Consider the following 25,104-nt stretch of genomic DNA (forward strand, 5'->3'; position numbering starts at 1 on the left):
GACCATGCTTCGCGTTCTCACCGCCGGCGAGTCCCACGGCCCCGAGCTGATCGCCCTCATGGAAGGGATGCCGGCCGGCGTCCCCATCTCTTCGGCGCAGATCCGCGCAGAACTGGCGCGCCGTCGCCTGGGATACGGTCGCGGTTCGCGCATGAAGTTCGAAGAGGACGAGCTGTCGCTGTCCACGGGCATCGTGCACGGCTTCACGATCGGAAGCCCCATCGCCCTGCGCATCGGCAACACCGAGTGGCCGAAGTGGACCGAGGTGATGAGCCCCGAGCCCGTCGAGCTGTCCGACCGCTCGCGCGGCCGCGGCGCCGCTCTCACGCGCCCCCGTCCCGGCCACGCCGACCTCGTCGGCATGCAGAAGTACGGCTTCGACGAAGCCCGGCCCATCCTCGAGCGCGCCTCGGCCCGCGAGACGGCCGCGCGCGTCGCACTGGGTGCCGTCGCCCGCTCGTTCCTCAACGAGCTCGGCATCCGACTGGTCAGCCACACCCTCTCGATCGGCCCCGTGCGCGTCCCCGACGACGCGGAGTTCCCCACGCCCGACGATGTCGACCGCCTCGACGCCGATCCGCTGCGCTGCTTCCACGCCGAGACGAGCGCGGCCATGGTCGCCGAGGTCGACGACGCCAAGAAGACGGGCGACACCCTCGGCGGTGTCGTCGAGGTGCTCGCCTACGGCCTTCCGCCGGGGCTCGGCTCCCACGTGCAGTGGGATCGTCGACTGGATGCCAAGCTCGCTCAGGCGCTGATGAGCATCCAGGCGATCAAGGGGGTGGAAGTCGGCGACGGCTTCCTCACCACCACCCGCCGTGGATCGCAGGCACACGACGAGCTGTTCGCCACGGGCGACGGGATCACGCGGTCGTCCGACCGCGCGGGCGGCACCGAGGGCGGCATGTCCACGGGTACCGTGCTGCGCGTGCGTGCCGGGATGAAGCCGATCGCGACGATCCCCAAGGCCCTCCGCACGGTCGATGTGGCCACCGGCGACACCGCTGCCGCCCACCACCAGCGTTCCGACGTCTGCGCGGTTCCGGCGGCCGGTGTCGTGGCCGAAGCCATGGTCGCGATCACCCTCGCCGACGCGGTGCTCGAGAAGTTCGGCGGCGACAACATCGTCGAGACCCGCCGCAACGTCGAGACGTACCTCGCGAACCTCCCCGAGACGCTGCGCACGACCGACGCGTCCGACGCGGCGCTGCTCGCGCATGACCTCGCCTGAGCAGCCGACCGCGGGTTCGGCCGTCGTGCTCATCGGTCCGATGGGCGCGGGGAAGACCAGCGTCGGGCGCCGCGTGGCGCGAGCGCTGGGCACGCCCTTCACCGACACCGACAAGCTCGTCGTCCGCGACCACGGCCCGATCCCGGCGCTGTTCGCCGCCCACGGCGAGCCGCACTTCCGTGCCCTTGAGCGCGAGGCGGTCGTCGAGGCCCTGGCCCGCGGCGGAGTGGTCGCGCTCGGCGGGGGCGCGGTCCTCGACCCGCTGACGAGCGCGCGCCTTCGCGAGCACCGTGTCGTGCTGCTGACCGTGGCGCCGCACGTCGTGGCATCCCGGATCCACGGCGACGAACGGCCGTTGCTCGGCGGAGAAGACCCCGTCGCTCGCTGGCAGCGCATCTTCGAAGAACGGCGGCCCGTGTACGAGCAGACCGCCGACATCGCTTTCGACACCTCGTCCGGCCCGCTCGCACGGGTCGTCGACGACATCGTGGCCTGGGCACGCCGTGTGCCGGCCGGAGAGACGGTATGACCGACACCACCACCATCAGCGTCGCCGGCGAGCCCGGCTACGACATCACGATCGGACGGGGCCTTCTCGCCTCGCTCGGCGAGGCACTGCCCGCGGGGGCGCAGAAGGTGCTGGTGGTCCACCCGCCGACGCTCGCGAAGCAGGCCGAAGAGCTTCGCGCCCAGCTCGTGGGCGATCGTCAGGTGCTGCTCGCCGAGATCCCGGATGCCGAGGCCGGAAAGCGCGTCGAGGTCGCGGCGTTCTGCTGGCAGGTCATGGGGCAGGCCGACTTCACTCGCACCGACGTCGTCGTCGGTTTCGGCGGCGGCGCGGTGACCGACCTCGCCGGTTTCGTCGCCGCGACCTGGCTGCGCGGCGTCGCTCTCGTGCAGGTGCCCACGACGGTGCTGGGGATGGTCGATGCCGCCGTCGGCGGCAAGACCGGCATCAACACCGCCGAGGGCAAGAACCTCGTCGGGGCATTCTGGCCGCCGGTCGCCGTGGTGTGCGACCTCGACCTGCTCGACACGCTCTCGAAGAACGAAGCGACCGCCGGCTTCGCCGAGGTGGTCAAGGCGGGCTTCATCTGGCATCCGGAGATCCTCGATCTCATCGAGGCCGATCCGGAGGGGATCGTGAACCCCCGCGGAGACGGCTTCCGTCGCTGCGTCGAGCTCGCGATCGACATGAAGGCGCGCGTGGTCGGCGAGGACCTGCGAGAGGCCGGACTGCGCGAGGTGCTCAACTACGGGCACACGCTGGGACACGCGATCGAGCACGCCGAGCGGTACCGCTGGCGTCACGGCGCGGCGATCTCGGTCGGCATGGTGTTCGCTGCCGAGCTGTCGCGGCTCGCGGGGCGCCTCTCGGATGACGTGGCTCAGCGCCACCGCACGGTGCTGGAGTCTCTCGGGCTTCCGACGACGTATCGAGCGGGGGCGTTCCAGACCCTGAAGGCGACCATGCAGCGCGATAAGAAGAGTCGGGGCAGCATGTTGCGCTTCATCGTGCTCGACGACCTCGCGCGTCCCACCGTGCTGCAGGCGCCCGACGAATCGCTGCTCTTCGCGGCGTATCAGGAGGTCGGTGCGTGAGCATCGCCGTGCGCCGCGTGCGCGCGGATGAGGGTGCCCGCGTGCGCGAGCTCCGGCTGCGTGCGGTGAGCGACCCGGTGGCATCCATCGCCTTCCTCACCACCCGCGAGGAGGAGCTCGAGCGGGACTCGACCTTCTGGGACGAGCGCGCGGCGGGCGGTGCGGCCGGGCGAGACGCGGCGATGTTCGTGGCCGAAGACGGCGACGCGTGGGTCGGATCGGTGACCGTGCTGGTGCGCCGTGCGGGCGACGTCGACCACACGGGGCGGCGGCTGAGCGCGGGGCGCGCCGACGTCGTCGGCGTGTACGTCGCCCCCGAGGCGCGGGGGACCGGAGCGATCGACGCTCTTCTCGACGCCGCCGCGCGCTGGAGCGCCGAACAGGGCTTCGAGACGCTCTCACTCGACGTGCACGTCGACAATGCCCGCGCTCAGGCCGTGTACCGGCGCGCGGGATTCACGCCGACCGGCGAGACGTTCACGGGGCCGATCGGCGCCGAACTCGCGATGAGCCGGTCGCTGCGCACGCTCTGACGCGCACGCCGCTGCGCGGACGGCCGCACGCAGGTCGGATTCCCGAGCCGAAATCGGACCACCCCGCCCGCGTCTTCGAACCCGTTGCGAGTCTCCGGATCGATGAGGCGCGCGAGTGCCGAGGCGGTGGCATCCGGTCCTGATTCCGTCTCTCATGCGACGTCGAGCGTGGTCTTTCGAGATCACCCGTGCGCGCGAAAGCCCCGCCTTCCGGAGAGGACGGGGCTTTCGCGTGCCGATCAGACCGTCGCGGGGGCGCGGCGCTCAGCGGCGAGGCCGAGCTGATCGGTCGGGACGTCCTTCGTCTCGCGGGCGGTGAGGGCGCTCACCGAGGCAATCACGGCGATGACGGCGGTGAAGACGCTGATGACGACCCAGCCGCCGGCCGATCCGCCGCCGAGGGCGGCGACGATGCTCGGGGCGAAACCGGCCATGAGGAAGCCGAGCTGGGTGCCGATCGCCATACCCGAGAAGCGGACGCGGACGCTGAACATCTCGCCGTAGAACGAGGGCCACACGGCGTTGGCCGCCGCGTATCCGCACGAGAACGTGAGGATCGCCAGACCGAAGGTGACGAGGTTGTTCCCTGCGCCCATCGACAGCATGTAGAACGGCATGAACGCCGCCGACGACAGCGCGCCGTAGATGAAGACGGGCTTGCGTCCGATGCGGTCGGCGAGCGTGCCGAACAGCGGCTGCGTGAACAGTGCGACGACGTTGGCCACGACGACGAGCCACAGGGTGACGCTCGCGTCCAGACCCTCTTCCTTGCCGTAGGCGATCGCGAGGGTGCCGAACACGGTCGAGACCGCGGCGATGAACGCGCAGCAGATCACCCGGAGCACGTCGCGCCAGTGGTTCTTCAGCAGCGGTACCAGCGGCATGCGGGCGATCTGGCCGTCGGCCTTGGCCTGCTCGAACTCGGGCGTCTCGTGCAAGCTCCGTCGGATGAAGAACGCCACGACCACGACGACGGCGCTCAGCCAGAACGGAACGCGCCAGCCCCACGAGAACTTGATGTCATCGGGCAGGGCGACCACCGGGATGAAGATCAACGCGGCGAGGATCTGTCCACCCTGGGTGCCGGTCAGCGTCCACGAGGTGAAGAACGAGCGACGCGAATCCGGGGCGTGCTCGAGGGTGAGAGACGACGCTCCCGCCTGCTCGCCGGCGGCCGAGAGCCCTTGGGCGAGACGGCAGAGCACCAGCAGCACCGGGGCGAACCAGCCGATCTGCGCGAAGCCGGGGAGGCAGCCGATGACGAAGGTCGACAGCCCCATGAGCAGCAAGGTGAACATCAGCACCTTCTGGCGTCCGATGCGATCCCCGAAGTGACCGAGGATGACGGCGCCGAAGGGCCGGGCGATGTACGCGAAACCGAAAGTCGCGAATGACATCACGAGTGCGGCCTGATCGCCCGAGGGGAAGAACACCGTGGGGAAGATGAGAGCGGCGGCGGAACCGAACAGGAAGAAGTCGTAGTACTCCACGGCGCTCCCCATGAAGCTGGCGGTGGCCGCCCTCACGGGAGTCTTCCGCGTCGTTGCGGTGGTGGTCATGGACGAATGCTCCTTAGCGGGCGAGGGCCGGGTCGACGGGAGTGTCGGCGGCCACGAGGTCGAGGAAGTGGGCGCTCATGCGGTCGGGATCGGGTCGCGTCCCGGTGATGAGGGCGAATGCGTCGACGGCCTGGTGGACCGCCATGCGTCCGCCGCTCAGGGTGCGGCACCCGCGCTCGCGTGCGGTGACGAGCAGCTCGGTGTCGAGCGGACGGTACACGATGTCGGCGACCCACAGCTCAGGGCGCAGCAGCCCGGCATCGAGCGGAAGGCCGGGGTGCTCGGCCATGCCGACCGGCGTGCAGTGCACGAGCCCGTCGGCGTCGGCGAGCACCGCGGGAAGATCGGCGACAGAGGCCGTCTCGACCGCGGCGAGAGGATGACGCCGGCCCAGGTCGTCCGCGAGAGCCGTCGCGCGAGCGGGGTCGAGGTCGACGATGCTCAGGTGCGCGGTTCCGAGACGCAACAGGGCATCGGCGACCGCCGAACCGGCCCCTCCGGCGCCGAGTTGGACGACGTGCCGGGTGCCGGCATCGGGGAGTCCGTCGCCGAAGGCCGCGGCGAAGCCCGTCGTATCGGTGTTGTAGCCCACTCGACCGGCGGGTGTGAACAGCACCGTGTTGACGGCGCCGAGAGCGGCGGCGACCGGATCGACGCGGTCGAGATGGGCGAGCACGCTCTGCTTGCAGGGGTGCGTGACGTTGACGGCGTCGTACCCGAGGCGCTCGGCCCAGGCGAGCACGTCGCCGATGCGGTCGGGGTCGATCCCGAGGGCGGTGAGGTCGAGAGGGCGGTACACGTAGGTGAGCCCGAGAGCGCGAGCCTCGGCCATGTGCATCGGCGGCGTCAGCGAGGGCAGGACCCCCGTGCCGATGAGGCCGACGAGATACGGGTGAGCGTCGTTCACGGTACTCCTTCGTGTCCGCGACGCGGTTATGTACTAACCGGTACGTTCAGAGAAAACCATGCCTCGCAAACGGTGTCAACGATCCATTCCGAATGCAGCAGCTGCTCGCCGCCGTCGGCGCCCGGGGCGAAAGACCCCGACCACCTCAGCGCGAGGACGCCGTCAGCCACCCGACCACGACGTCGCCGATGACCGCGCGCAGGTGCGTCCGTCGGTCGGGGGAGGCGAGGTCGACATCGAAGAGGTGCCCGAAGGTGTACTGGTTCGCGACCTGGAACACGCAGTACGAGCTGATCACGAGGTGCACGTCGATCGCGTCGACGTCGGCGCGGAAGATCCCCGCCGCGCGACCGCGCTCGAGGATCTCGTCGAGCAGCCCCTTCGCGGGCTGCGACAGGGTCCGCAGGCCCTCGATCTGGCGAATGAAGGCCCCGCGGTGGATGTTCTCGATAGCGACGAGACGGATGAAGGCGTCGTGGCCGACGTGGTGGTCGTAGGTGAGTTCGGCGAGGGCGCGAATGGCATCCACCGGGTCGGCGTGGTCGACGTCGATCGCGCGCTCGGCCTCGCGGATGCCGCGGTACGCCTCTTCGAGAACGGCTCGATACAGACCGTCCTTGCTGCCGAAGTAGTAGTAGATCATGCGCTTGGTGGTGCGCGTGCGGGCCGCGATCTCATCGACGCGGGCACCCGAGTAACCGTCTTCGGCGAACACCTCGGTCGCCACGGCCAGCAGCTCGGAGCGGGTGCGCTCGGCGTCTCGACGTGCCTCGGCCATGGCCCCAACCTAGTGGACGGGGGAGTGGACCCCGTTTGTACTAACTGGTACATTCGGCCGCCATGAGGACCTCGATGGCGACCGTCTGCATCAGCGGCACCCTGGCCGACAAGCTCCACGCGTGCGCCGATGCCGGCTTCGACGGCGTCGAGATCTTCGAGCCCGACCTGCTCGCCGCCCCGGAGAGCCCCGAAGAGATCGCCGCCCTCGCCGGCAGGTTGGGCCTCGCTCTCGACCTGTACCAGCCGATGCGCGACGTCGAGGGAGTCGATGAGCCGGCCTTCGCCGCGGTCCTCCGCCGGGCGGAGGCGAAGTTCCGCCTCATGAACCGCCTCGGAATCGACCTCGTGCTGTGCTGCAGCAACGTCGCGACCGCGACGATCGACGACGACGCCGTCTCGGCCGCGCAGTTGCGGCGACTCGGCGACCTCGCCCGGGGCTACGGCATCCGGATCGCCTTCGAGGCTTTGGCGTGGGGGCGCTTCGTCGACGACTACCGCCGCGCGTGGCGCATCGTCGAGCTCGCCGACCACCCGGCCGTGGGGGTCTGCCTGGACTCGTTCCACATCCTCTCGCGCGGGCACGATCCCGCGGCCATCGCCGACATCCCGCCCGAGAAGATCTTCTTCGTCCAGCTCGCCGATGCCCCGCGGCTGAGCATGGACGTGCTCTCGTGGAGTCGGCACCACCGCCTGTTCCCGGGCGAGGGCGACTTCGACCTGGTCGATTTCACCGCGCGCATCGTCACGGCCGGATACACCGGTCCGTGGTCGCTCGAGGTGTTCAACGACACCTTCCGTCAGACCGACGCGCGCCGCACGGCCCGCCACGCGCGCCGTTCGCTGCGCTGGCTCGAAGACGCCGTGTCGAGGGTGTTCCCGGATGCCGTGGACCGCGACGACCTGTCGATGCTCCCCGACTCCGCGGCTCCCTCGGGAGTCGACTTCGTCGAGATCAAGGCGGAGGACACCTCGGCCGTCGAGGAGCTTCTCGGTCAGCTCGGGTTCACCTCGCGTGGACGCCACCGTACGAAGCCGGTGACGCTGTGGACGGCCGGCAACGCCCGCCTCGTGCTCAACGAGCAGCACGCGCGCGGCTGGGAGCCGCGGCTGGCCGCGGTGGGCCTCGAGGTCGACGACGCCGAGGCGGTGGACCTGCGCATGGACGAGCTGCACGTGCCGCGCGCCTACCGCCGCACCTACGCGAGCGAAGAACGCCTCGACGGCGCCGTCGCCCCCGACGGCACCGAGGTCTACTGGGCTCAGGCCGCCGACGAGGGCGAGCCCGCCTGGGTCGCCGAATTTGAGCACGGCGAGCCCGAGCGTGCCAGTGCCGTGGTGGGCGTCGACCATGTGAGCCTGTCGCAGCCGTGGCAGGCCATCGAGGAAGCCACGCTGTTCTACACCGCCGGCTTCGCCCTGCGCGTCGACAGCAGCACCGAGGTGCCGGGGCCGCAGGGTCTCGTCGCCAGCCGCGTGCTCGGCGCCCCCGGCGGTGGGGTACGACTTCCGCTCAACGTCGCCCCTCCGATCCTGGCCGGGGAACGTGCCGGCGCCGCCCTGCCCCAGCACGTCGCCTTCGCGTGCAGCGACGTACGGGCCCTCGCCCGGTCCGCCCGCGAACGGGGCTTCGTCCCGCTGGCGATGCCGCGCAACTACTACGACGACCTCGCGGCGCGTTTCGAGATGACGGATGCCGCTGTCGATGAGCTGCGCGAGCTGCATCTGGGCTACGACCGCGACCACGCGGGGGAATACCTGCACTTCTACACGCGCACGATCGGGGAGGTCTTCCTCGAGTTCGTCGAGCGCGTCGACGGGTACACGGGCTACGGCGCGGGCACGGCCCCCGTGCGGCTCAGCGCCCAGGGGCGGCGCTGATAGCGTGCCAGGCATGACCACCCCCCGCCGTCTCCTGCTCGTCAACGGCCCGAACCTCAACCTGCTCGGGACGCGCCAACCCGAGATCTACGGCCGCGAGACCCTCGCCGACGTGGAGCGCGTGACGACGGAGGCCGCCGACGGGCACGGACTGGAGGTCCGCGCCGTCCAGAGCAATCACGAGGGGGTGCTGATCGATGCGATCCACGCCGCACGTCTGGACTGCGCCGGGATCGTGATCAACGCCGGAGGGCTGACGCACACCTCGGTCGCGCTGCGGGATGCGCTGGCATCCGTCGCCCTTCCCGTCGCCGAGGTGCACATCTCGAACATCAAGGAGCGCGAGAGCTTCCGCCGCTTCTCCTACATCGAAGACGTCGCCGTGGTGCACGTCATCGGCGAAGGAGTGCCCGGCTACGCCCGCGCCGTCGACCTCCTGGTCGAGGTCCTCTCGGGGCGGGCCGACGGCTGACGGCGGGGATCGCGTAGACTCTGACGTCGGGCTCTCGCCCACTTCGACTCACGAAACGGAATATCGGCACTCATGGCATCCACTGCAGACATCAAGAACGGCGTCGTCCTGAACATCGACGGTCAGCTCTGGAGCGTCGTGGAGTTCCAGCACGTCAAGCCCGGAAAGGGCGGCGCGTTCGTCCGCACGAAGCTGAAGAACGTCATGAGCGGCAAGGTCGTCGACAAGACCTTCAACGCCGGCGCCAAGATCGAGACCGAGAACGTCGACCGCCGCGACTTCACGTACCTCTACAACGACGGCGACGGCTTCGTCTTCATGGACGTCGCCGACTACGACCAGATCACGGTCGGTGCCGCCACGGTCGGTGACGCCGCCAACTTCCTGCTCGAGAACCAGCAGGTCCAGATCGCGCTCAACAACGGCAACCCCCTGTACGTCGAGATGCCGCCGTCCGTCATCCTCGAGGTGACGTACACCGAGCCCGGCCTGCAGGGCGACCGCTCGTCGGCCGGCACCAAGCCCGCCACCGTCGAGACCGGCTACGAGATGCAGGTTCCCCTGTTCCTCGAGACCGGCACCAAGATCAAGGTCGACACTCGCACCGGCGAGTACCTCGGCCGCATCAGCTGACGTTGAGCGCCCGTACCAAGGCGCGCAAGCGCGCCCTCGACATCCTCTTCCAGGCCGACGTGCGCGGCGAGGAGCTGTCGATCATGCTGGCCACCGAGGCCAAGCGCGCGGCGAACGAGCCCGCTCGCGAGTCTTCGTGGCTCTATGCCCGCGACATCGTGGACGGCGTGATCGACAACCGCGACGCGATCGACGAGCAGATCACCACCTTCTCGAAGGATTGGTCGCTGCAGCGCATGCCCGCCGTCGACCGTGCGCTGCTGCGCATGGGCACGTGGGAGATCCTCTACAACGACGAGGTGCCCACGGCCGTCGCGATCGACGAGGCCGTCGAGCTCGCCAAGGAATTCTCGACCGACGACTCCGGCTCGTTCGTGCACGGCGTGCTGGCGCGGATCGCGCGATCGTCCTGACCCCTTCCGACGTGTTCCGACGCGGCCCCGACTTCCCGTCGGCGGCCGCGTCGCGTCGTTCCGACTCCCGGGGCAGCGCCGTTTCGCCTGCCGCGGCCCCCACCCCACGCATAAACGCTCTGCGCGCGCATAAACGCGAAGACACCGCGTTTATGCGCGCGGGCCGCGTTTCTGCGCGCCGAGAGGTCGCCGGGGGCGACGTTCCGGCCGCGATGTCGGAGGTCAGCGGAAGGATCGTGCCGTGACCTCGTGGCGCGACCTCGTCCCCGAGGGCGCGCGGACCGCGTTCGAGCCGCTCGCCCTCGGCGTCGAGCTGCGCCAGCGCGAGGCCTACGACCCGTCGCGCTGGGAGGCGCGAGCGGTGGTGCCCGTCACGCCGCGATCGCTGGCGAAACGGCAGGACGACCTGCAGCTGGTCGCCCGCCCCCTCGTGCGTGGGTCACGAGACGCGTGGATCCGCGCGGATGCCACGTGGGATGCCGTCCGGCGGTCCTCCGGCCGGTTCTACCCCGCACACGTGAGGTGGTTCGCCGAGCTCCACGCCCTGGCGCAGGCCCTGCGCACGGCGGGTCCCTTCGCCCCGTCGGGGGACACCGTGGCGCTCGACGCCATCGACTCGCCGCTGCTGTGGCCGCACCTGGCCGCGGCCGAGGGTCTCGGCATCCCTCTCGTTCCGATGCACGCGCAGCAGCGTGTGCGACTCGCTCGTGAAGCGACGGCGCGTGTGGCCCTCGACGCGGTGGGTCAGGGAGCACTGCGTGTGTCGGCGGCCCTCGAGCTCGACGGGCGGTCGACGGATGCCGCGCACGCCCGCGCCATCGGCGACTCGGGGCTGTTCGCCTATGCGATCGACGTCGACCCGGTGCCGATCGTGCTGGCCGCCGTCGATCTGCCCGCACCGCTGCCGTCGCTGCTCGGGGCTCCGCCGGTCGATGTGCCGCCGTCCGAGGCCGCCGAGTTCGTGGCGGAGGTCTATCCCCGGCTCGCTCGGCGCGCGCCCCTGTCGGTGGGGGCGGGGGTTCCGGCCCCACCGCCGGCACGCCCGACCCTCGAGGTGGCGGTCGGCTACGAGGACGACGTCGTGACCTACCGGCTCACCTGGGCGTATCCCGGCGGTCTCCGTGTCGCCTACGGCTCAGACGCAGACGACGGCGAACGCGAGGTGCGCGCCGAGGCACAGATCGGTGAGCGGTTCGCGACGGCGTGGGCGGCGGCAACCGACCTGCCGATCGCGGCGAGCGCGATCCTGCGTGATGCCGATGCCGCCGTCTTCGCGACGCGCGTGCTGCCCACCGTCGATGTGCTCGACGAGGTGCGGGTGCGCACGACCGGCACCGCCCCGGCGTTCCGCGAGCTGCGGGGCGACCCGTCGCTGCGCATCACCGCGGTGGAGTCCCTCAACCGCGATTGGTTCGACCTGGGGATCGTCGTGACCATCGAGGGGCGCACGATCCCGTTCGGGATGCTGTTCTCGGCCCTGTCGCGCGGGAGGACACGGGTCAAGCTCTCGGACGGCGCGTGGTTCTCTCTCGCGCATCCCGCCCTGCAGCGTCTGCGGGAACTGTTGGAAGAGGCCGCGGCCCTCGACGAGTGGGAGACGGGTCCGCGTCTTTCGCGTACCCATATGTCGCTGTGGGCCGAGTTCGAAGACCTGGCCGACCAGTCCGACGCCGCCGTCGAATGGCGCGGTCTCGCTCGGGCCCTGCGCGGTGTCGCCGACGTACCGGACGTGCCGACGCCCGCCGGATTCTGCGCCGAGCTGCGCCCGTACCAGCGCGAGGGGCTGTCGTGGCTCGCGTTGCTGCACGCGCACCGGCTCGGCGGCATCCTGGCCGATGACATGGGTCTCGGCAAGACGCTGCAGCTGCTCGCCCTGGTCGCGCACACGCGTGCGCTCGGCCAGACCCGCCCCTGGCTCGTGGTCGCCCCCACGTCTGTGCTGCCCACGTGGCGCGACGAAGCCGCGCGTTTCGCCCCCGATCTGCGGGTCGCCCTGGTCGAGGCCACGTCGGTGCGTCGCACGCGGACGGTCGCCGAGATCGCCGCGGGCGTCGACGTCGTGGTCGCCCCCTACGGGGTCGTGCGCACGGATGCCGAGGAGTTCGGCGTGCCGCACTGGGGCGGTGTCGTCCTCGACGAGGCGCAGTTCGTGAAGAATCCGGCGACGCGGATCCATCGCGCGATCGCGTCGCTGACCACGGATGCCGTGTTCGCGGCGACGGGGACCCCGATCGAGAACGGCCTCGACGACCTCTGGGCGCTGCTGGCGCTCACCGCCTCCGGGCTGTTCCCCTCGATCCGGCAGTTCCGCGAGGACTACACGCGCGCGATCGAGCAGCTGCCCGCGGATGCCCCGACCGCGATCTCGGCGGCCGCGGCGAGCGCGCACCGCGAGAAGACACTGGAGCGGCTTCGTCGACGCGTGCGACCGTTCCTCTTGCGCCGAACGAAGGATGTCGTGGCATCCGATCTGCCTCCCAAGCAGGAGCAGGAGATCGCCGTCCCCCTCGGCCCCGCCCATCAGGAGCTCTACGACCGGGTCCTGCAGCGCGAGCGGCAGAAGGTGCTGGGTCTTCTCGACGACCTCGATCGGCAGCGCTTCATCGTGTTCCGGTCCCTGACCCTGCTGCGCATGCTCGCCCTGGCGCCGGGGCTCGTCGACGAACGCGACGCGCACCTCGGGTCGGCGAAACTCGACGTTCTGCTCGAGCGCCTCGTCGAGGTGGCCGCCGAGGGGCACCGCGCGTTGGTGTTCAGCCAGTTCACGTCGTTCCTCGACCTCGCCGCCCAGAGGTTGGATGCCGAGGGCCTGTCGTACGCGCACCTCGACGGCTCCACCACCCGGCGCGGGGACGTGATCGACGGGTTCCGCGGGGGAGACGCCCCGGTGTTCCTCATCAGTCTCAAAGCGGGTGGGTTCGGTCTGACCCTCACCGAGGCCGAGTACGTGTTCGTTCTCGACCCGTGGTGGAACCCCGCCGCGGAGTCGCAGGCCATCGACCGCGCTCACCGCATCGGGCAGACCAAGAGCGTGTTCGTGTACCGCCTCATCGCCGCGGGCACGGTGGAAGAGAAGGTTCGGGCTCTGCAGCATCGGAAGGCTGCGCTGTTCGACGCGGTGATCGACGACGGCGACGCGTTTGCGGCCGCCCTGGACGCCGACGACATCCGGGGACTGCTGGGGCCGTGAGGGGCGGGGGTGGCGACTGCGCGTTGCCCCGACACCCCGCGCTCCCCGGACGCTCGCAGCCGTGCGCGCGTAGACTCTTCGGGTTCGCCAACGACACAGGAGCGGCATGAAGATCACCGGCCTCGGCCACGCGGGAATGTTCATCGAGACGCGCGGCGGCAGCATCATCTGCGACCCCGTCATCGGCCCGAGCTTCTTCGGCTCGTGGTTCCCCTTCCCCGACAACCGCGCCCTCGACTGGGAGCGTTTCGGCAAGGCGGACTTCCTGTACATCTCTCACCGCCACCGCGATCACTTCGATCCGGCGATGCTGGAACGCTACGTGTCGAAGGACATCAAGGTGCTCCTGCCCGAGTACCCGACCGACGACCTCGAGCAGGACCTCATCGCGCTCGGCTACACGAACCTCATCCGCACCGAGGCCGGCGTGCCCCTGCAGTTCGGCGACCTGAAGCTCATGGTGACGCCGCTGCGCGCCCCCTCCGACGGTCCGATCGGCGACTCGTCGCTGTCGCTCGACGACGGCACCGCGTCGATCCTCAACCAGAACGACTCGCACCCGCTCGACCTCGACAAGCTGTTCGACTTCGGCAAGCCCGACGCGTACTTCACGCAGGTCTCCGGCGCGATCTGGTGGCCCATGGTCTACGACCTGCCCCAGGACGCGAAGCAGAACTTCGCGCAGCTCAAGCGCGACGCGCAGAACAAGCGCGCGATGTACTACATCGACAAGGTGGACGCCGAGCACGTGTTCCCGATGGCCGGTCCGCCGATGTTCCTGCGCGAGGAGCTGTTCCGCTACAACGGCACGGGCCTCGAGAACGACTCGATCTTCACCGACCAGCGGGAGTTCCTCGCGCACATGAAGGAGCAGCGCCCCGACCAGAAGGGCTACCTGTTCCTCCCGGGGACCGAGGTCGAGGTGCAGGGGTCGGACGTCACCGTCACCCAGACGCTGTACACGGATGCCGAGATCGAGCGTGTCTTCGGTGACAAGTGGAACTACCTGGCCGAGCAGCGCGACAGCCGTCAGGCAGAGGTGCGGGCCGAGGAGGCCACTCGCGCGGAGGTCATCCCCCCGGCGGAGATGCTCGCCGCGATCAAGGAGTGGTGGGAGCCGCTGCTGCGTCGTGCCCGCACGATCCGCAACGGTGTCGGCGGCATGGTGCGCTTCCGCATCGGCGAGCTCGACATGGTCGTGGACTTCCCCAAGGCGAAGGTCCGGGAGTACGCGGGCGAAGAGTGCATCTACTGGTACACGATCCCCGCCGACCTCGTGTCGACGAACATCCGGGATCACGAGATCGACTGGTCGAACTCGATCTTCCTGTCGATGCAGTTCGAGGTGGGTCGTTCGGGCAAGTTCAACGAGTTCCTCACGACGTTCCTCAAGTGCCTGTCGCGCGACCGCATCGAGTACGTCGAGAACTGGTACGCCGAGCAGTCGGATCAGACCGAGGATGCCGAGATCGACGGGTGGACCGTTCAGCGCCGCTGTCCGCATCTGCGCGCGGACCTCACCAAGACCGGCAAGATCGAGAACGGCGTGCTGACGTGCTCGCTGCACGACTGGAAGTGGGACCTGGCCAGCGGTCGCTGCTTGACCACGACGGGTCACCCGATCCGCTCCACGCCCAGCGGCGAGCGCGCCGAGGCCGAGCGGGCTGCCGCCGAAGTCGCCGCTGGCTGACCCGTGCCGGGGTTCCATCACGTCGAGGTCTGGGTCGCCGACCCGGTCGTGGCGCGCGCGGACTGGGGGTGGTTGCTCGACCAGCTCGGATTCAAGCGCAGCGCCGAGTGGACCGAGGGGGAGTCGTGGGCCGCGGGGGAGTCCTACCTCACCCTCACCACGTCGCCCAATCTGTCCCGTCCCGATCACGACCGTCGCGCCCCGGGTGTGAACCACCTGGCATTCCGCGGGGGTTCTCGAGCGCGCGTCGACGAGATCATGGCGTCCTGCTCGGATCACGGTTGGCGGCCCCTCTACCAAGAGCGCTATCCGTTCGCCGGCGGTCCGGCCCACTACGCCGGATGGATGGAGAACTCCGCCGGCTTCAAAGCAGAGATCGTCGCCGACGAGGACGAGACCCCGACCCTCGACTGACGCGCCCTGCGAAGGCGGCGCCAGCCGAATGACATGGCACGCTCCTCGCCGGATGCGCGGGTGCGGCCGACGGCGGCGGGGTCGCCGAGCTACCCCGCTGATACGGACCCCCGCCGCACAGCTTCTCTCCACGGCATCCGGCCAGCCCACCCGCTAGACTGGTCCGAGAACCACAGCAACCTTTAACCCCGTCCCGTGAGGCGGAGAAGGGAGCGGCGGATGAATACGCGCACCGTCATGCACGATGCCGATATCGCCCGCGCTTTGACGCGCATATCGCACGAGATCCTGGAGTCCAACAAAGGACCGGAGGGACTCGTCCTCCTCGGCATCCCGACCCGCGGCGTCACGCTCGCGAATCGGATCGGCCCTCTCGTCAGCGAGTTCGGCGGTGCTCCCGTCGCGGTCGGCTCCCTCGACGTGACGATGTACCGCGACGATCTGCACCGCAATCCCACGCGGTCCCCGCGGAAGACCGAGATCCCCGCCGGGGGCATCGACGGCAAGACGGTCGTGCTGATCGACGACGTGCTGTTCTCGGGCCGCAGCATCCGTGCCGCCCTCGACGCTCTGCAGGACATCGGCCGCCCCGCCGCCGTGCGCCTTGCGACGCTGATCGACCGCGGTCACCGCGAACTGCCGATCCGCCCCGACTTCGTGGGCAAGAACCTCCCCAGCGCCCGCGACGAGCGTGTCAACGTGCGCCTCGCCGAGATCGACGGCGTCGAGGAGGTGACGATCGAATCATGAGGCACCTCCTCGACACGCAGCGCCTCGGGCGCGATGACGCCCTGCAGATCCTCGACGTCGCCGAAGACATGGCCGACACCCAGCGCCGCGAGGTCAAGAAGCTTCCGACCCTGCGCGGAAAGACCGTCGTCAACCTCTTCTTCGAGGACTCCACGCGCACGCGCATCTCGTTCGAGGCCGCCGCCAAGCGCCTCTCCGCCGACGTCATCAACTTCTCGGCGAAGGGCTCGAGCGTCAGCAAGGGCGAGTCGCTCCAGGACACCGCGCAGACCCTTCAGGCGATGGGGGCGGATGCCGTGGTCATCCGCCACGGAGCCTCCGGCGCTCCTCGGACCCTCGCGACCTCCGGCTGGATCAGCGCGGGCGTGGTGAACGCCGGCGACGGCACGCACGAGCACCCGACCCAGGCCCTGCTGGACGCGCTCACGATCCGCAAGCGCCTGTTCGGCGACGACAGCCGCGGCCGCGACCTCAGCGGCATCCGGGTGACGATCGTCGGCGACGTGCTGCACTCGCGCGTCGCGCGCTCGAACGTCTGGCTGCTGCACACCCTGGGCGCCCAGGTCACCCTTGTCGCCCCGCCCACGCTCGTGCCGCAGGACGTCAGCGGGTGGCCCGTGGAGATCGACTACGACCTCGATCATGCGATCGCAGCGGGTCCGGACGCCCTCATGATGCTCCGCATCCAGCTCGAGAGAATGAGTGCCGCGTATTTCCCGACTGAACGGGAGTATTCCCGCCGGTACGGTCTCGACGCGCGGCGTTTGCAGGCTCTGCCGGACGGTAGCATTGTCCTGCACCCCGGTCCGATGAACCGGGGTCTGGAGATCTCCGCCGAAGCCGCCGATTCGCCTCGTTCGACGGTGCTCGAGCAGGTCACGAACGGTGTCTCCGTGCGGATGGCCGTTCTCTACCTGCTTCTGGCGGGCGAACGGCCCCACACCGAGAAAGAGGACCTCCGATGAGCCACGCCACCCCCCAGACGCTTCTGGTGCGCGGCGCGCGCATCGAGGGCCACGATGCCACCGATCTCCTCGTGCGCGACGGGGTCGTCGCCGAGACCGGTTCCGGTCTGTCGCACGCGGGCGCCACGGTCGTCGACGCCGATGGGCTCATCGCCCTGCCCGGTCTGGTCGATCTGCACGTGCACCTTCGCGAACCGGGGTACGAGGCGTCCGAGACGATCCTGACCGGCTCCCGGGCGGCCGCCGCCGGTGGCTTCACCACCGTCTTCGCCATGCCCAACACCTCGCCCGTGGCCGACACCGCGGGCGTGGTCGAGCAGGAGCTCGCCCTCGGCGAGGCCGCCGGCTATGTGCACGTGCAGCCGATCGGCGCCGTGACGGTGGGACAGAAGGGCGAACGTCTCGCCGAGCTCGGCGCGATGGCCGATTCGCGCGCTCGCGTCCGCGTCTTCAGCGACGACGGGTTCTGCGTCTTCGACCCGCTCATCATGCGTCGCGCGCTGGAGTACGTGAAGGCGTTCGACGGCGTCATCGCCCAGCACGCCCAGGACCCCCGCCTGACCGAGGGCGCCCAGATGAACGAGGGCGCCGTCTCGGCCGAGCTCGGTCTCGCCGGCTGGCCCGCGGTCGCCGAGGAATCGATCATCGCCCGCGACGTCCTGCTGGCCGAGCACGTGGGCTCGCGCCTGCACGTGTGCCACCTCAGCACCGCGGGTTCGGTCGACATTATTCGCTGGGCCAAGAAGCGGGGCGTCAACGTCACCGCCGAGGTCACCCCGCATCACCTGCTGCTGACCGACGAGCTCGTGCGCGACTACGACGCCCGCTTCAAGGTCAACCCGCCGCTGCGCCGCGAAGAGGACGTCCTCGCGGTGCGCGAGGGCCTGGCCGACGGCACGATCGACATCGTGGCCACCGACCACGCTCCGCACCCCACCGAGGCGAAGGCCTGCGAGTGGGCGGCGGCGGCCAACGGCATGGTCGGGCTCGAGAGCGCCCTGCGGGTCGTCCATCAGGCGATGGTCGAGACGGGCCTGATGACCTGGGCCGACGTCGCCCGGGTGATGTCGGCGACCCCGGCGCGCATCGGTCGCCTCGACGGCCACGGCACGCCCGTGGCCGAGGGACAGCCCGCCACCTTCACGCTCTACGACCCGCGCCCCTCGCGTGCGTTCGGACTCGACGATCTCGCGGGACGCAGCACGAATTCGCCCTACCTCGGCCGGGAGCTGCCCGGAGAGGTGCGCTGGACCGTGCGTGCCGGCATCCCGACCGTCGCCGACGGTGCCGTGCTCGACGCCCCCGGAGCGCTCTCGTGAGCCGCGAGGGCGCCCTGCTCGTCATGGTCGGCGTGGCCGTCGTCTTGCTCGCCCTGCTCGCGTGGGCCTGGGTACGACGAACGCGGCGCGATGCGCGCTACTCCGCCCCGGTGGGGGAGCTGGCCGAAGGCGCCGTCGAGACGGCGGTGTTCTCGGGGCTCTACGTCGCCACGACCCGGCACGACGAGCCGCTCGAGCGGCTCGCCATCAAGGGTCTCGGCTTCCGCTCCCGCCTCGACGTCACCGTCACCACGGCGGGCGTCGCGCTCGACCTCCGAGGCCAGCCGCGCATCGTGCTCGACCGCGACCGCCTGGTGGATGCCGCTCAAGCCACCGTCGCCATCGACCGCGTGGTCGAGCGCGACGGCCTGACGCGCGTCAGCTGGCGCATCGACGACGAGACCGTCGTCGACACCTACCTCCGACCCCAGGATGCCTCGGCGAAAGCCCTCGCCGACGCCATCCGTCCCCTCATCACCACGACAGGAAGCGACGCATGACCGCCCTGATCAGTTCCTCGCGCCTCACGCGAGACCCCGCCGTCCTCGTGCTCGAAGACGGCACCCGCTACACCGGCCGTGCCTACGGCGCACGCGGCGAGACCCTCGGCGAGGTCGTCTTCGCCACCGGCATGACCGGCTATCAAGAGACCATCACCGACCCCTCGTACGCGGGTCAGATCGTCCTGCAGACCGCGCCCCACATCGGCAACACCGGCGTGAACGAGGAAGACCCCGAGTCGCGTCGCATCTGGGTCGCCGGCTACGTCGTGCGCGACCCCTCGCGCATGGTGTCGAACTGGCGCGCCGACCGTTCGCTCGACGACGCCCTCGTCGAGGACGGGATCGTCGGCATCTCGGGCATCGACACCCGCGCGGTCACCCGCCGCATCCGCTCGTCGGGCAGCATGCGCGGCGGCGTCTTCTCGGGCGAGGCGGCGAACCTCGCTCCCGACGAGCAGCTGCGCCGCGTGCTCGAGGCCCCGGGCATGGCGGGCCGCAACCTGTCGGCCGAGGTCTCGGTCACCGAGGTCGAGGTCACGCCCGCCACGGCGGAGCGGATCGGCAACCTCGCCGTCCTCGACCTGGGCGTCAAGCAGTCCACGATCGTGAACCTCGCGGCCCGCGGCTTCGACGTGCACGTCTTCCCGCAGTCCGCCACGATCGACGACATCCGCGCGATCGAGCCGGTCGCGGCCTTCTACTCGAACGGTCCCGGCGACCCCGCGGCATCCGACCAGCACGTCGAGCTGCTCCGCGCCGTCCTCGGCGACGGCCTGCCGTTCTTCGGCATCTGCTTCGGCAATCAGCTGCTGGGGCGCGCCCTCGGCTTCGGCACGTACAAGCTGCCGTTCGGACACCGCGGCATCAACCAGCCGGTGCTCGACAAGACCACCGGCCGCGTCGAGATCACCTCCCAGAACCACGGATTCGCCGTCGACGCCCCGCTCGATCAGGTCGTCGACAGCCCGAACGGCTTCGGCCGCGTCGAGGTGAGCCACATCGGCCTCAACGACAACGTCGTCGAGGGGCTACGCGCCCTCGACATCCCCGCGTTCAGCGTCCAGTACCACCCCGAGGCGGCCTCGGGCCCGCACGACGCCAACTACCTGTTCGACCGCTTCCGCGAGATGGTTCTCGCGACGATGGAGACCAAGAAGAATGCCTAAGCGCGACGACATCAACTCCGTCCTCGTCATCGGCTCCGGCCCGATCGTCATCGGTCAGGCCTGCGAGTTCGACTACTCCGGCACCCAGGCGTGCCGCGTGCTCCGCGAAGAGGGGGTGCGCGTCATCCTCGTCAACTCCAACCCCGCGACGATCATGACCGACCCCGACTTCGCCGACGCGACCTACATCGAGCCGATCACCCCCGAGGTCATCGAGTCGATCATCGCCAAAGAGAAGCCGGATGCCGTTCTCCCCACGCTCGGCGGCCAGACGGCGCTGAACGCGGCGATCCAGCTCCACAAGCGCGGCATCCTCGAGAAGTACGACGTCGAGCTCATCGGCGCCGACTTCGACGCGATCAACCGCGGTGAGGACCGCCAGATCTTCAAGGAGCTCGTCATCGAGGCGGGCGCCGACGTGGCGGCATCCGTCATCTGCCACTCCATGGACGAACTCCTCGCCGGTGCCGAGAAGCTGGGCTACCCGCTGGTCGTCCGCCCCTCCTTCACGATGGGCGGCCTGGGCTCGGGCTTCGCCTACGACGAGGCCGACCTCCGCCGCATCGGCGGCGCGGGCCTGCACGACTCGCCCACCAACGAGGTGCTCCTCGAAGAGTCGATCCTCGGGTGGAAAGAGTACGAGCTCGAGCTCATGCGCGACACCGCCGACAACACGGTGGTCGTCTGCTCGATCGAGAACGTCGATCCGGTCGGCGTCCACACCGGCGACTCGATCACCGTGGCGCCCGCCCTCACGCTGACCGACCGCGAGTTCCAGCGCCTGCGCGACATCGGCATCGACATCATCCGCGCCGTGGGCGTCGACACCGGCGGCTGCAACATCCAGTTCGCCGTCGACCCCGCGACCGGCCGCATCATCGTGATCGAGATGAACCCGCGCGTCTCGCGCTCCTCGGCGCTCGCGTCGAAGGCGACGGGCTTCCCGATCGCGAAGATCGCCGCCAAGCTCGCGATCGGCTACCGTCTCGACGAGATCCCCAACGACATCACCAAGGTCACGCCGGCGAGCTTCGAGCCCACGCTCGACTACGTCGTGGTGAAGGTGCCGCGCTTCAACTTCGAGAAGTTCCCGGCCGCCGACACCACCCTCACCACCACCATGAAGTCGGTGGGCGAGGCCATGGCGATCGGCCGCAACTACACCACGGCGCTGCAGAAGGCCCTGCGCTCTCTCGAGAAGCGCGGGTCGAGCTTCCACTGGGGCGAGGAGTCGCGCTCGGTCGACGAGCTGCTCGAGGTCTCGAAGACGCCGACCGACGGCCGCATCGTCGTCCTGCAGCAGGCGCTGCGCAAGGGCGCGACGGCGGAGCAGGCCTTCGAGGCGACCAAGATCGATCCGTGGTTCATCGATCAGATGGTCCTCATCAACGAGGTCGCGGACTTCATCGGCGAGGCATCTGAGCTGGATGCCGAGACTCTCCGCACGGCGAAAGAGCACGGTTTCAGCGACGCCCAGATCGCCGAGATCCGCGGGATCGACGAGGCCGCGGTGCGCGAGAGCCGTTACGCGCTCGACGTGCGCCCGGTCTACAAGACCGTCGACACGTGCGCGGGGGAGTTCCCGGCGCTCACGCCGTACCACTACTCCTCGTACGACGCCGAGACCGAGGTCACCCCCTCCGACCGCACCAAGGTCGTCATCATCGGCTCGGGCCCCAACCGCATCGGTCAGGGCGTCGAGTTCGACTACTCCTGCGTGCACGCGTCGTTCGCTCTGTCGGCTGCCGGGTACGAGACCGTCATGGTCAACTGCAACCCCGAGACGGTCTCGACCGACTACGACACGTCCGACCGCCTGTACTTCGAGCCGCTGACGCTCGAGGACGTGCTCGAGGTGCTGCATGCCGAGTCCCAGTCGGGTCGGATCCTCGGCGTCGTGTGTCAGCTCGGCGGTCAGACGCCGCTGGGCCTGGCCAAGGGGATCGAGGCCGCCGGCTACACGATCCTCGGCACCAGCCCCGAGGCGATCGACCTCGCCGAGGAGCGCGAGCTGTTCTCGCGCCTGCTCGACGAGGCCGGTCTCGTCGCCCCGCGCAACGGAACGGCGATCGATGTCGAGGGCGCGGTCACCGTGGCCGAGGAGATCGGCTACCCCGTGCTGGTTCGCCCGAGCTTCGTGCTCGGCGGTCGCGGCATGGAGATCGTGTACTCCACCGAGGCGCTGCGCGACTACTTCGTGCGCGTCGCCGACCAGGCGATCATCGGCCCCGGGCTCCCGCTGCTCGTGGACCGTTTCCTCGACGACGCGATCGAGCTCGACGTCGATGCGTTGTACGACGGCACCGACCTGTACATCGGCGGCGTCATGGAGCACCTCGAAGAGGCCGGCATCCACTCCGGTGACTCCTCGTGCACGCTTCCGCCGGTCTCGCTCGGTCGCACAGAGGTCGACCGCGTCCGCGAGGCGACCCTCGCGATCGCGAAGGGCGTCGGCGTCCGCGGTCTGCTGAACGTGCAGTTCGCGATCTCGGCGGGGGTCCTCTACGTCATCGAAGCGAACCCCCGCGCCAGCCGCACCGTGCCCTTCGTGTCGAAGGCCCTGGGCATCCCGCTCGCGAAGGCCGCCAGCCGGATCATGGTCGGCAACACCATCGCCGAGCTCGTCGCCGAGGGGCTGCTCCCCGAGCAGGACGGCTCGCGCGTGCCGCTCGACGCCCCCGTCGCCGTCAAGGAGGCCGTGCTGCCGTTCAAGCGGTTCCGCACCGCCGACGGTCACACCGTCGACTCGGTCCTCGGACCCGAGATGCGCTCCACCGGTGAGGTCATGGGCATCGACCGCGACTTCCCGACGGCGTTCGCGAAGTCGCAGGAAGCCGCGTACGGCGGTATGCCGACCTCCGGTACCGTCTTCATCTCGGTCGCCGACGCCGACAAGCGCGCCGTCATCCTGCCCGCCCACCGCCTGCAGGAGCTCGGCTTCGAGCTCATGGCGACCGAGGGCACCGCCGAGATCCTGGCCCGCAACGGCATCCGGGTCAAGGTCGTCGAGAAGTACTCCGAGACGCAGGGTTCCGACCAGCAGAACGTGGTCGACCTGATCAACGCCGGCGAGATCGACATGATCGTCAACACGCCCTCGGGCGGCACCGCCCGTGCCGACGGGTACGAGATCCGCGCAGCCGCGGTGGCCGCCGATAAGGCCCTGTTCACCACGATGGCCGTGCTCGGCGCCGCGGTGAGCGCCCTGGGCGCGATGAAGGACGGCTTCGGAGTGCGCAGCCTTCAGGAGTACGCCGTGGATCGCGCGGGGCGTCTGTGAGCGACACCTTCGGACAGCGGCTCAGCGCCGCCCTCGACCTGCACGGCGCCCTGTGCGTCGGCATCGACCCCCACGCCGCGCTGCTGTCGGCGTGGGGGCTGGATGCCACGGCCGAGGGCGCGCGCGAGTTCGGCCTGCGAGTGGTCGAGGCCGCCCGCGGGCGGGTCGGCGTGGTCAAGCCGCAGGTGGCGTTCTTCGAGCGGTACGGCTCCCGCGGTTTCGCCGCGCTGGAGGACGTGATGGCGGGCGCCCGCGACGCCGGGCTCCTGGTGATCGCCGACGCCAAGCGCGGTGACATCGGTACGACCATGGAGGGCTACGCCCACGCGTGGCTCGAACCCGGCTCGCCCCTCGAGGCGGATGCCGTGACCCTGTCGCCGTACATGGGTGCCGACTCGTTGCGCGACACGCTGTCGCTCGCGGTGCACCACGGAAAGGGCGCGTTCGTGCTGACCGCGACGAGCAACCCCGAGGCGCGTGCGCTGCAGAGCGCGATCGTCGACGACGCGCAAGCCGTGGGCGATCACGAGCATGTCGCCGCGCGCGTGGCGCACGACGTCAACCAGGCCAACATCGGCGCACCCGGGGCCCTGGGTCCCGTGGGAGTCGTCGTCGGAGCCACAGTGGACCGCACCGCTTTCGGCCTCGGAGACGTGGCTCTGGCGGGCATGCCGATCCTCGCTCCGGGTTTCGGCGCGCAGGGGGCAGCCCCTGCCGATCTGCGCCGCCTCTTCGGTTACGTCGCGAAGGCCGTCGTGGCCAACGAGAGCCGAAGCATCCTCGCGGTCGGACCCGACCGTCTCGCCACCCGCATCGATGAGCGCGCCGCGCTCTACCGGGAGTCCCTGCATGGCTGAAACCCGTCGCCCACCCGAGGTAGACCGCGCCGCCGCCTCGCGCCGCGCCGTCGAGGCCCGTCGCGAGCGCGCCGCGCTCAAGCGCGACGTGTCGACGCGCGTCATCTCGCCGCAGGAGCTGCTGCGCCGGGGACTCGCCGACCCGCTCTCCGCGGCCGGTGCAATGCGCGTGACGGAGTTCCTCACGGCGATCCCCGCGATCGGCGAGAGCAAGCGCGACCGCATCCTCGCCTCGCTCTCGATCTCGCCGGTGAAACGCCTCGGCGGCCTCGGCACGCGCCAGCGCGACGCCCTGCGGCAGTACCTCGACACGCGCTGGCCCGAGCCCGGGCCGCGTGAGGGCCGCAGTCGTCTCATCGTGCTCGCCGGACCCACCGCGGTCGGCAAGGGCACGGTCGCCGCCCACATCAAGCAGAACTACCCCGAGATCCACCTCTCGGTCTCGGCCACCACCCGTGCGCCGCGCCCGGGCGAGGTCGAGGGCGAGCACTACTACTTCGTCGACGACGCCGAGTTCGACCGTCTGGTCGCCTCGGGAGAGCTGCTGGAGTGGGCCGTCGTGCACAACAAGAACCGCTACGGCACTCCGCGCGCACCCATCGAGCAGGTGCTCACCGGCGGCGGCACCGCCCTGCTCGAGATCGATCTGCAGGGTGCCCGCCAGGTGCGCGCCGCCGATCCTTCGGCGACCCTGGTCTTCCTGCTGCCGCCGAGCTGGGACGAGCTCGTCCAGCGTCTGGTCGGGCGCGGGACCGAGGATGCCGAGGAGCGTGCCCGACGATTGCGCACGGCGCGTGTCGAACTCGCGGCCCAGAACGAGTTCGACTACCGCGTCGTGAACGAGAACGTCGACTCGGCCGCTGCGGAGGTCGTCGCCCTGGCGGCGGCACAGCGCTGAGCGGTCACCGGCGCGCACCGTCGGTCGACGGCGGGATGGACTCCCGCGACCTCGCTGCCGGTCC

The 25,104-nt window shown here is 70.0% G+C and carries 22 protein-coding genes; 19 read left to right on the plus strand and 3 right to left on the minus strand.

The genetic code is table 11. From position 1 onward, the window contains the following. The first annotated feature begins 4 nt into the window (after positions 1–4). From aroC to OVA17_RS15405, 4 genes are read left to right on the plus strand one after another with little or no spacing between them, the layout of a single operon-like run. The gene (gene aroC / locus OVA17_RS15390; protein ID WP_210075137.1) at positions 5–1,231 is read left to right on the plus strand and encodes a chorismate synthase; all 1,227 of its coding nucleotides are present in this window, start codon (positions 5–7) and stop codon (positions 1,229–1,231) included. Further along, positions 1,218–1,760 carry a shikimate kinase gene (locus OVA17_RS15395; protein ID WP_267787340.1) on the plus strand — a complete coding sequence of 181 codons (543 nt, stop codon included), beginning with the start codon at positions 1,218–1,220 and terminating at the stop codon, positions 1,758–1,760. The genes aroC and OVA17_RS15395 overlap by 14 nt, the downstream gene beginning before the upstream one ends. Continuing rightward, entirely contained in the window at positions 1,757–2,833 is a 1,077-nt protein-coding gene (aroB, locus tag OVA17_RS15400) for a 3-dehydroquinate synthase (RefSeq protein ID WP_267787341.1), read from the plus strand. The genes OVA17_RS15395 and aroB overlap by 4 nt, the downstream gene beginning before the upstream one ends. After that, the gene (locus OVA17_RS15405) at positions 2,830–3,366 is read left to right on the plus strand and encodes a GNAT family N-acetyltransferase (protein WP_267787342.1); all 537 of its coding nucleotides are present in this window, start codon (positions 2,830–2,832) and stop codon (positions 3,364–3,366) included. Before aroB ends, OVA17_RS15405 begins: the two co-directional genes overlap by 4 nt. A gap of 239 nt (positions 3,367–3,605) precedes the next feature. Here OVA17_RS15405 and OVA17_RS15410 read toward each other — a convergent pair whose 3' ends face one another. The 3 genes from OVA17_RS15410 to OVA17_RS15420 all read right to left on the minus strand — a co-directional run bounded on the left by OVA17_RS15410 (position 3,606) and on the right by OVA17_RS15420 (position 6,610). Beyond that, positions 3,606–4,925, minus strand: coding sequence for an MFS transporter (locus OVA17_RS15410; protein WP_210075144.1), 1,320 nt, complete (start codon positions 4,923–4,925; stop codon positions 3,606–3,608). Positions 4,926–4,938: 13 nt separating this feature from the next. Further along, positions 4,939–5,832 carry a shikimate dehydrogenase gene (locus tag OVA17_RS15415; protein ID WP_267787343.1) on the minus strand — a complete coding sequence of 298 codons (894 nt, stop codon included), beginning with the start codon at positions 5,830–5,832 and terminating at the stop codon, positions 4,939–4,941. A gap of 145 nt (positions 5,833–5,977) precedes the next feature. Further along, positions 5,978–6,610: a TetR/AcrR family transcriptional regulator gene (locus OVA17_RS15420; RefSeq protein WP_210075148.1), complete on the minus strand. Its 633-nt coding sequence runs from the start codon at positions 6,608–6,610 to the stop codon at positions 5,978–5,980. Positions 6,611–6,672: 62 nt separating this feature from the next. On the opposite strand from OVA17_RS15420, the gene OVA17_RS15425 reads away from it, so the two are divergent. From OVA17_RS15425 to gmk, 15 genes are all read left to right on the plus strand, one after another. Continuing rightward, positions 6,673–8,490 carry a sugar phosphate isomerase/epimerase and 4-hydroxyphenylpyruvate domain-containing protein gene (locus OVA17_RS15425; protein ID WP_267787344.1) on the plus strand — a complete coding sequence of 606 codons (1,818 nt, stop codon included), beginning with the start codon at positions 6,673–6,675 and terminating at the stop codon, positions 8,488–8,490. Positions 8,491–8,503: 13 nt separating this feature from the next. Beyond that, on the plus strand, positions 8,504–8,962 hold the full coding sequence (locus OVA17_RS15430; protein ID WP_267787345.1) for a type II 3-dehydroquinate dehydratase: 459 nt from the start codon (positions 8,504–8,506) through the stop codon (positions 8,960–8,962). Between the two features lie 72 nt (positions 8,963–9,034). After that, the gene (gene efp / locus OVA17_RS15435) at positions 9,035–9,595 is read left to right on the plus strand and encodes an elongation factor P (protein WP_056231743.1); all 561 of its coding nucleotides are present in this window, start codon (positions 9,035–9,037) and stop codon (positions 9,593–9,595) included. A 2-nt stretch (positions 9,596–9,597) separates the two neighbouring features. Then, positions 9,598–10,008: a transcription antitermination factor NusB gene (gene nusB, locus OVA17_RS15440; protein WP_267787346.1), complete on the plus strand. Its 411-nt coding sequence runs from the start codon at positions 9,598–9,600 to the stop codon at positions 10,006–10,008. A gap of 241 nt (positions 10,009–10,249) precedes the next feature. Next, positions 10,250–13,198: a DEAD/DEAH box helicase gene (locus tag OVA17_RS15445; RefSeq protein WP_267787347.1), complete on the plus strand. Its 2,949-nt coding sequence runs from the start codon at positions 10,250–10,252 to the stop codon at positions 13,196–13,198. Between the two features lie 106 nt (positions 13,199–13,304). Next, complete coding sequence (locus OVA17_RS15450; protein ID WP_267787348.1) at positions 13,305–14,888, plus strand: Rieske 2Fe-2S domain-containing protein; 1,584 nt, start codon at positions 13,305–13,307, stop codon at positions 14,886–14,888. 3 nt (positions 14,889–14,891) lie between these two features. Continuing rightward, complete coding sequence (locus tag OVA17_RS15455) at positions 14,892–15,302, plus strand: VOC family protein (RefSeq protein ID WP_267787349.1); 411 nt, start codon at positions 14,892–14,894, stop codon at positions 15,300–15,302. Between the two features lie 219 nt (positions 15,303–15,521). Further along, on the plus strand, positions 15,522–16,052 hold the full coding sequence (pyrR, locus tag OVA17_RS15460; protein WP_210075161.1) for a bifunctional pyr operon transcriptional regulator/uracil phosphoribosyltransferase PyrR: 531 nt from the start codon (positions 15,522–15,524) through the stop codon (positions 16,050–16,052). After that, positions 16,049–17,017, plus strand: a complete 969-nt coding sequence (locus OVA17_RS15465; protein WP_267787350.1) for an aspartate carbamoyltransferase catalytic subunit — start codon at positions 16,049–16,051, stop codon at positions 17,015–17,017. Before pyrR ends, OVA17_RS15465 begins: the two co-directional genes overlap by 4 nt. After that, on the plus strand, positions 17,014–18,336 hold the full coding sequence (locus OVA17_RS15470) for a dihydroorotase (RefSeq protein ID WP_267787351.1): 1,323 nt from the start codon (positions 17,014–17,016) through the stop codon (positions 18,334–18,336). The genes OVA17_RS15465 and OVA17_RS15470 overlap by 4 nt, the downstream gene beginning before the upstream one ends. Beyond that, positions 18,333–18,836: a hypothetical protein gene (locus OVA17_RS15475; protein ID WP_267787352.1), complete on the plus strand. Its 504-nt coding sequence runs from the start codon at positions 18,333–18,335 to the stop codon at positions 18,834–18,836. Before OVA17_RS15470 ends, OVA17_RS15475 begins: the two co-directional genes overlap by 4 nt. Next, positions 18,833–20,005, plus strand: a complete 1,173-nt coding sequence (gene carA / locus OVA17_RS15480) for a glutamine-hydrolyzing carbamoyl-phosphate synthase small subunit (protein WP_267787353.1) — start codon at positions 18,833–18,835, stop codon at positions 20,003–20,005. The genes OVA17_RS15475 and carA overlap by 4 nt, the downstream gene beginning before the upstream one ends. Continuing rightward, positions 19,998–23,285: a carbamoyl-phosphate synthase large subunit gene (gene carB / locus OVA17_RS15485; RefSeq protein WP_267787354.1), complete on the plus strand. Its 3,288-nt coding sequence runs from the start codon at positions 19,998–20,000 to the stop codon at positions 23,283–23,285. Before carA ends, carB begins: the two co-directional genes overlap by 8 nt. Next, positions 23,282–24,142, plus strand: coding sequence for an orotidine-5'-phosphate decarboxylase (gene pyrF, locus OVA17_RS15490; RefSeq protein WP_267787355.1), 861 nt, complete (start codon positions 23,282–23,284; stop codon positions 24,140–24,142). Before carB ends, pyrF begins: the two co-directional genes overlap by 4 nt. Beyond that, a complete protein-coding gene (gmk, locus tag OVA17_RS15495) occupies positions 24,135–25,040 on the plus strand; it encodes a guanylate kinase (protein ID WP_267787356.1) in 906 nt (301 codons plus the stop codon). The genes pyrF and gmk overlap by 8 nt, the downstream gene beginning before the upstream one ends. The last annotated feature ends 64 nt before the right edge of the window (positions 25,041–25,104 follow it).

Source organism: Microbacterium sp. SL75 (genome assembly GCF_026625865.1).
GTDB lineage: Bacteria > Actinomycetota > Actinomycetes > Actinomycetales > Microbacteriaceae > Microbacterium.

Coding starts and splice junctions, on each gene's coding strand:
- pyrR (WP_210075161.1), top strand. CDS start 15,522: ATGAATACGCGCACCGTCATGCACGATGCCGATATCGCCCGCGCTTTG.
- OVA17_RS15410 (WP_210075144.1), bottom strand. CDS start 4,925: ATGACCACCACCGCAACGACGCGGAAGACTCCCGTGAGGGCGGCCACC.
- OVA17_RS15395 (WP_267787340.1), top strand. CDS start 1,218: ATGACCTCGCCTGAGCAGCCGACCGCGGGTTCGGCCGTCGTGCTCATC.
- OVA17_RS15450 (WP_267787348.1), top strand. CDS start 13,305: ATGAAGATCACCGGCCTCGGCCACGCGGGAATGTTCATCGAGACGCGC.
- OVA17_RS15420 (WP_210075148.1), bottom strand. CDS start 6,610: ATGGCCGAGGCACGTCGAGACGCCGAGCGCACCCGCTCCGAGCTGCTG.
- OVA17_RS15425 (WP_267787344.1), top strand. CDS start 6,673: ATGAGGACCTCGATGGCGACCGTCTGCATCAGCGGCACCCTGGCCGAC.
- aroC (WP_210075137.1), top strand. CDS start 5: ATGCTTCGCGTTCTCACCGCCGGCGAGTCCCACGGCCCCGAGCTGATC.
- OVA17_RS15430 (WP_267787345.1), top strand. CDS start 8,504: ATGACCACCCCCCGCCGTCTCCTGCTCGTCAACGGCCCGAACCTCAAC.
- gmk (WP_267787356.1), top strand. CDS start 24,135: ATGGCTGAAACCCGTCGCCCACCCGAGGTAGACCGCGCCGCCGCCTCG.
- carA (WP_267787353.1), top strand. CDS start 18,833: ATGACCGCCCTGATCAGTTCCTCGCGCCTCACGCGAGACCCCGCCGTC.
- carB (WP_267787354.1), top strand. CDS start 19,998: ATGCCTAAGCGCGACGACATCAACTCCGTCCTCGTCATCGGCTCCGGC.
- OVA17_RS15470 (WP_267787351.1), top strand. CDS start 17,014: ATGAGCCACGCCACCCCCCAGACGCTTCTGGTGCGCGGCGCGCGCATC.
- efp (WP_056231743.1), top strand. CDS start 9,035: ATGGCATCCACTGCAGACATCAAGAACGGCGTCGTCCTGAACATCGAC.
- aroB (WP_267787341.1), top strand. CDS start 1,757: ATGACCGACACCACCACCATCAGCGTCGCCGGCGAGCCCGGCTACGAC.
- OVA17_RS15465 (WP_267787350.1), top strand. CDS start 16,049: ATGAGGCACCTCCTCGACACGCAGCGCCTCGGGCGCGATGACGCCCTG.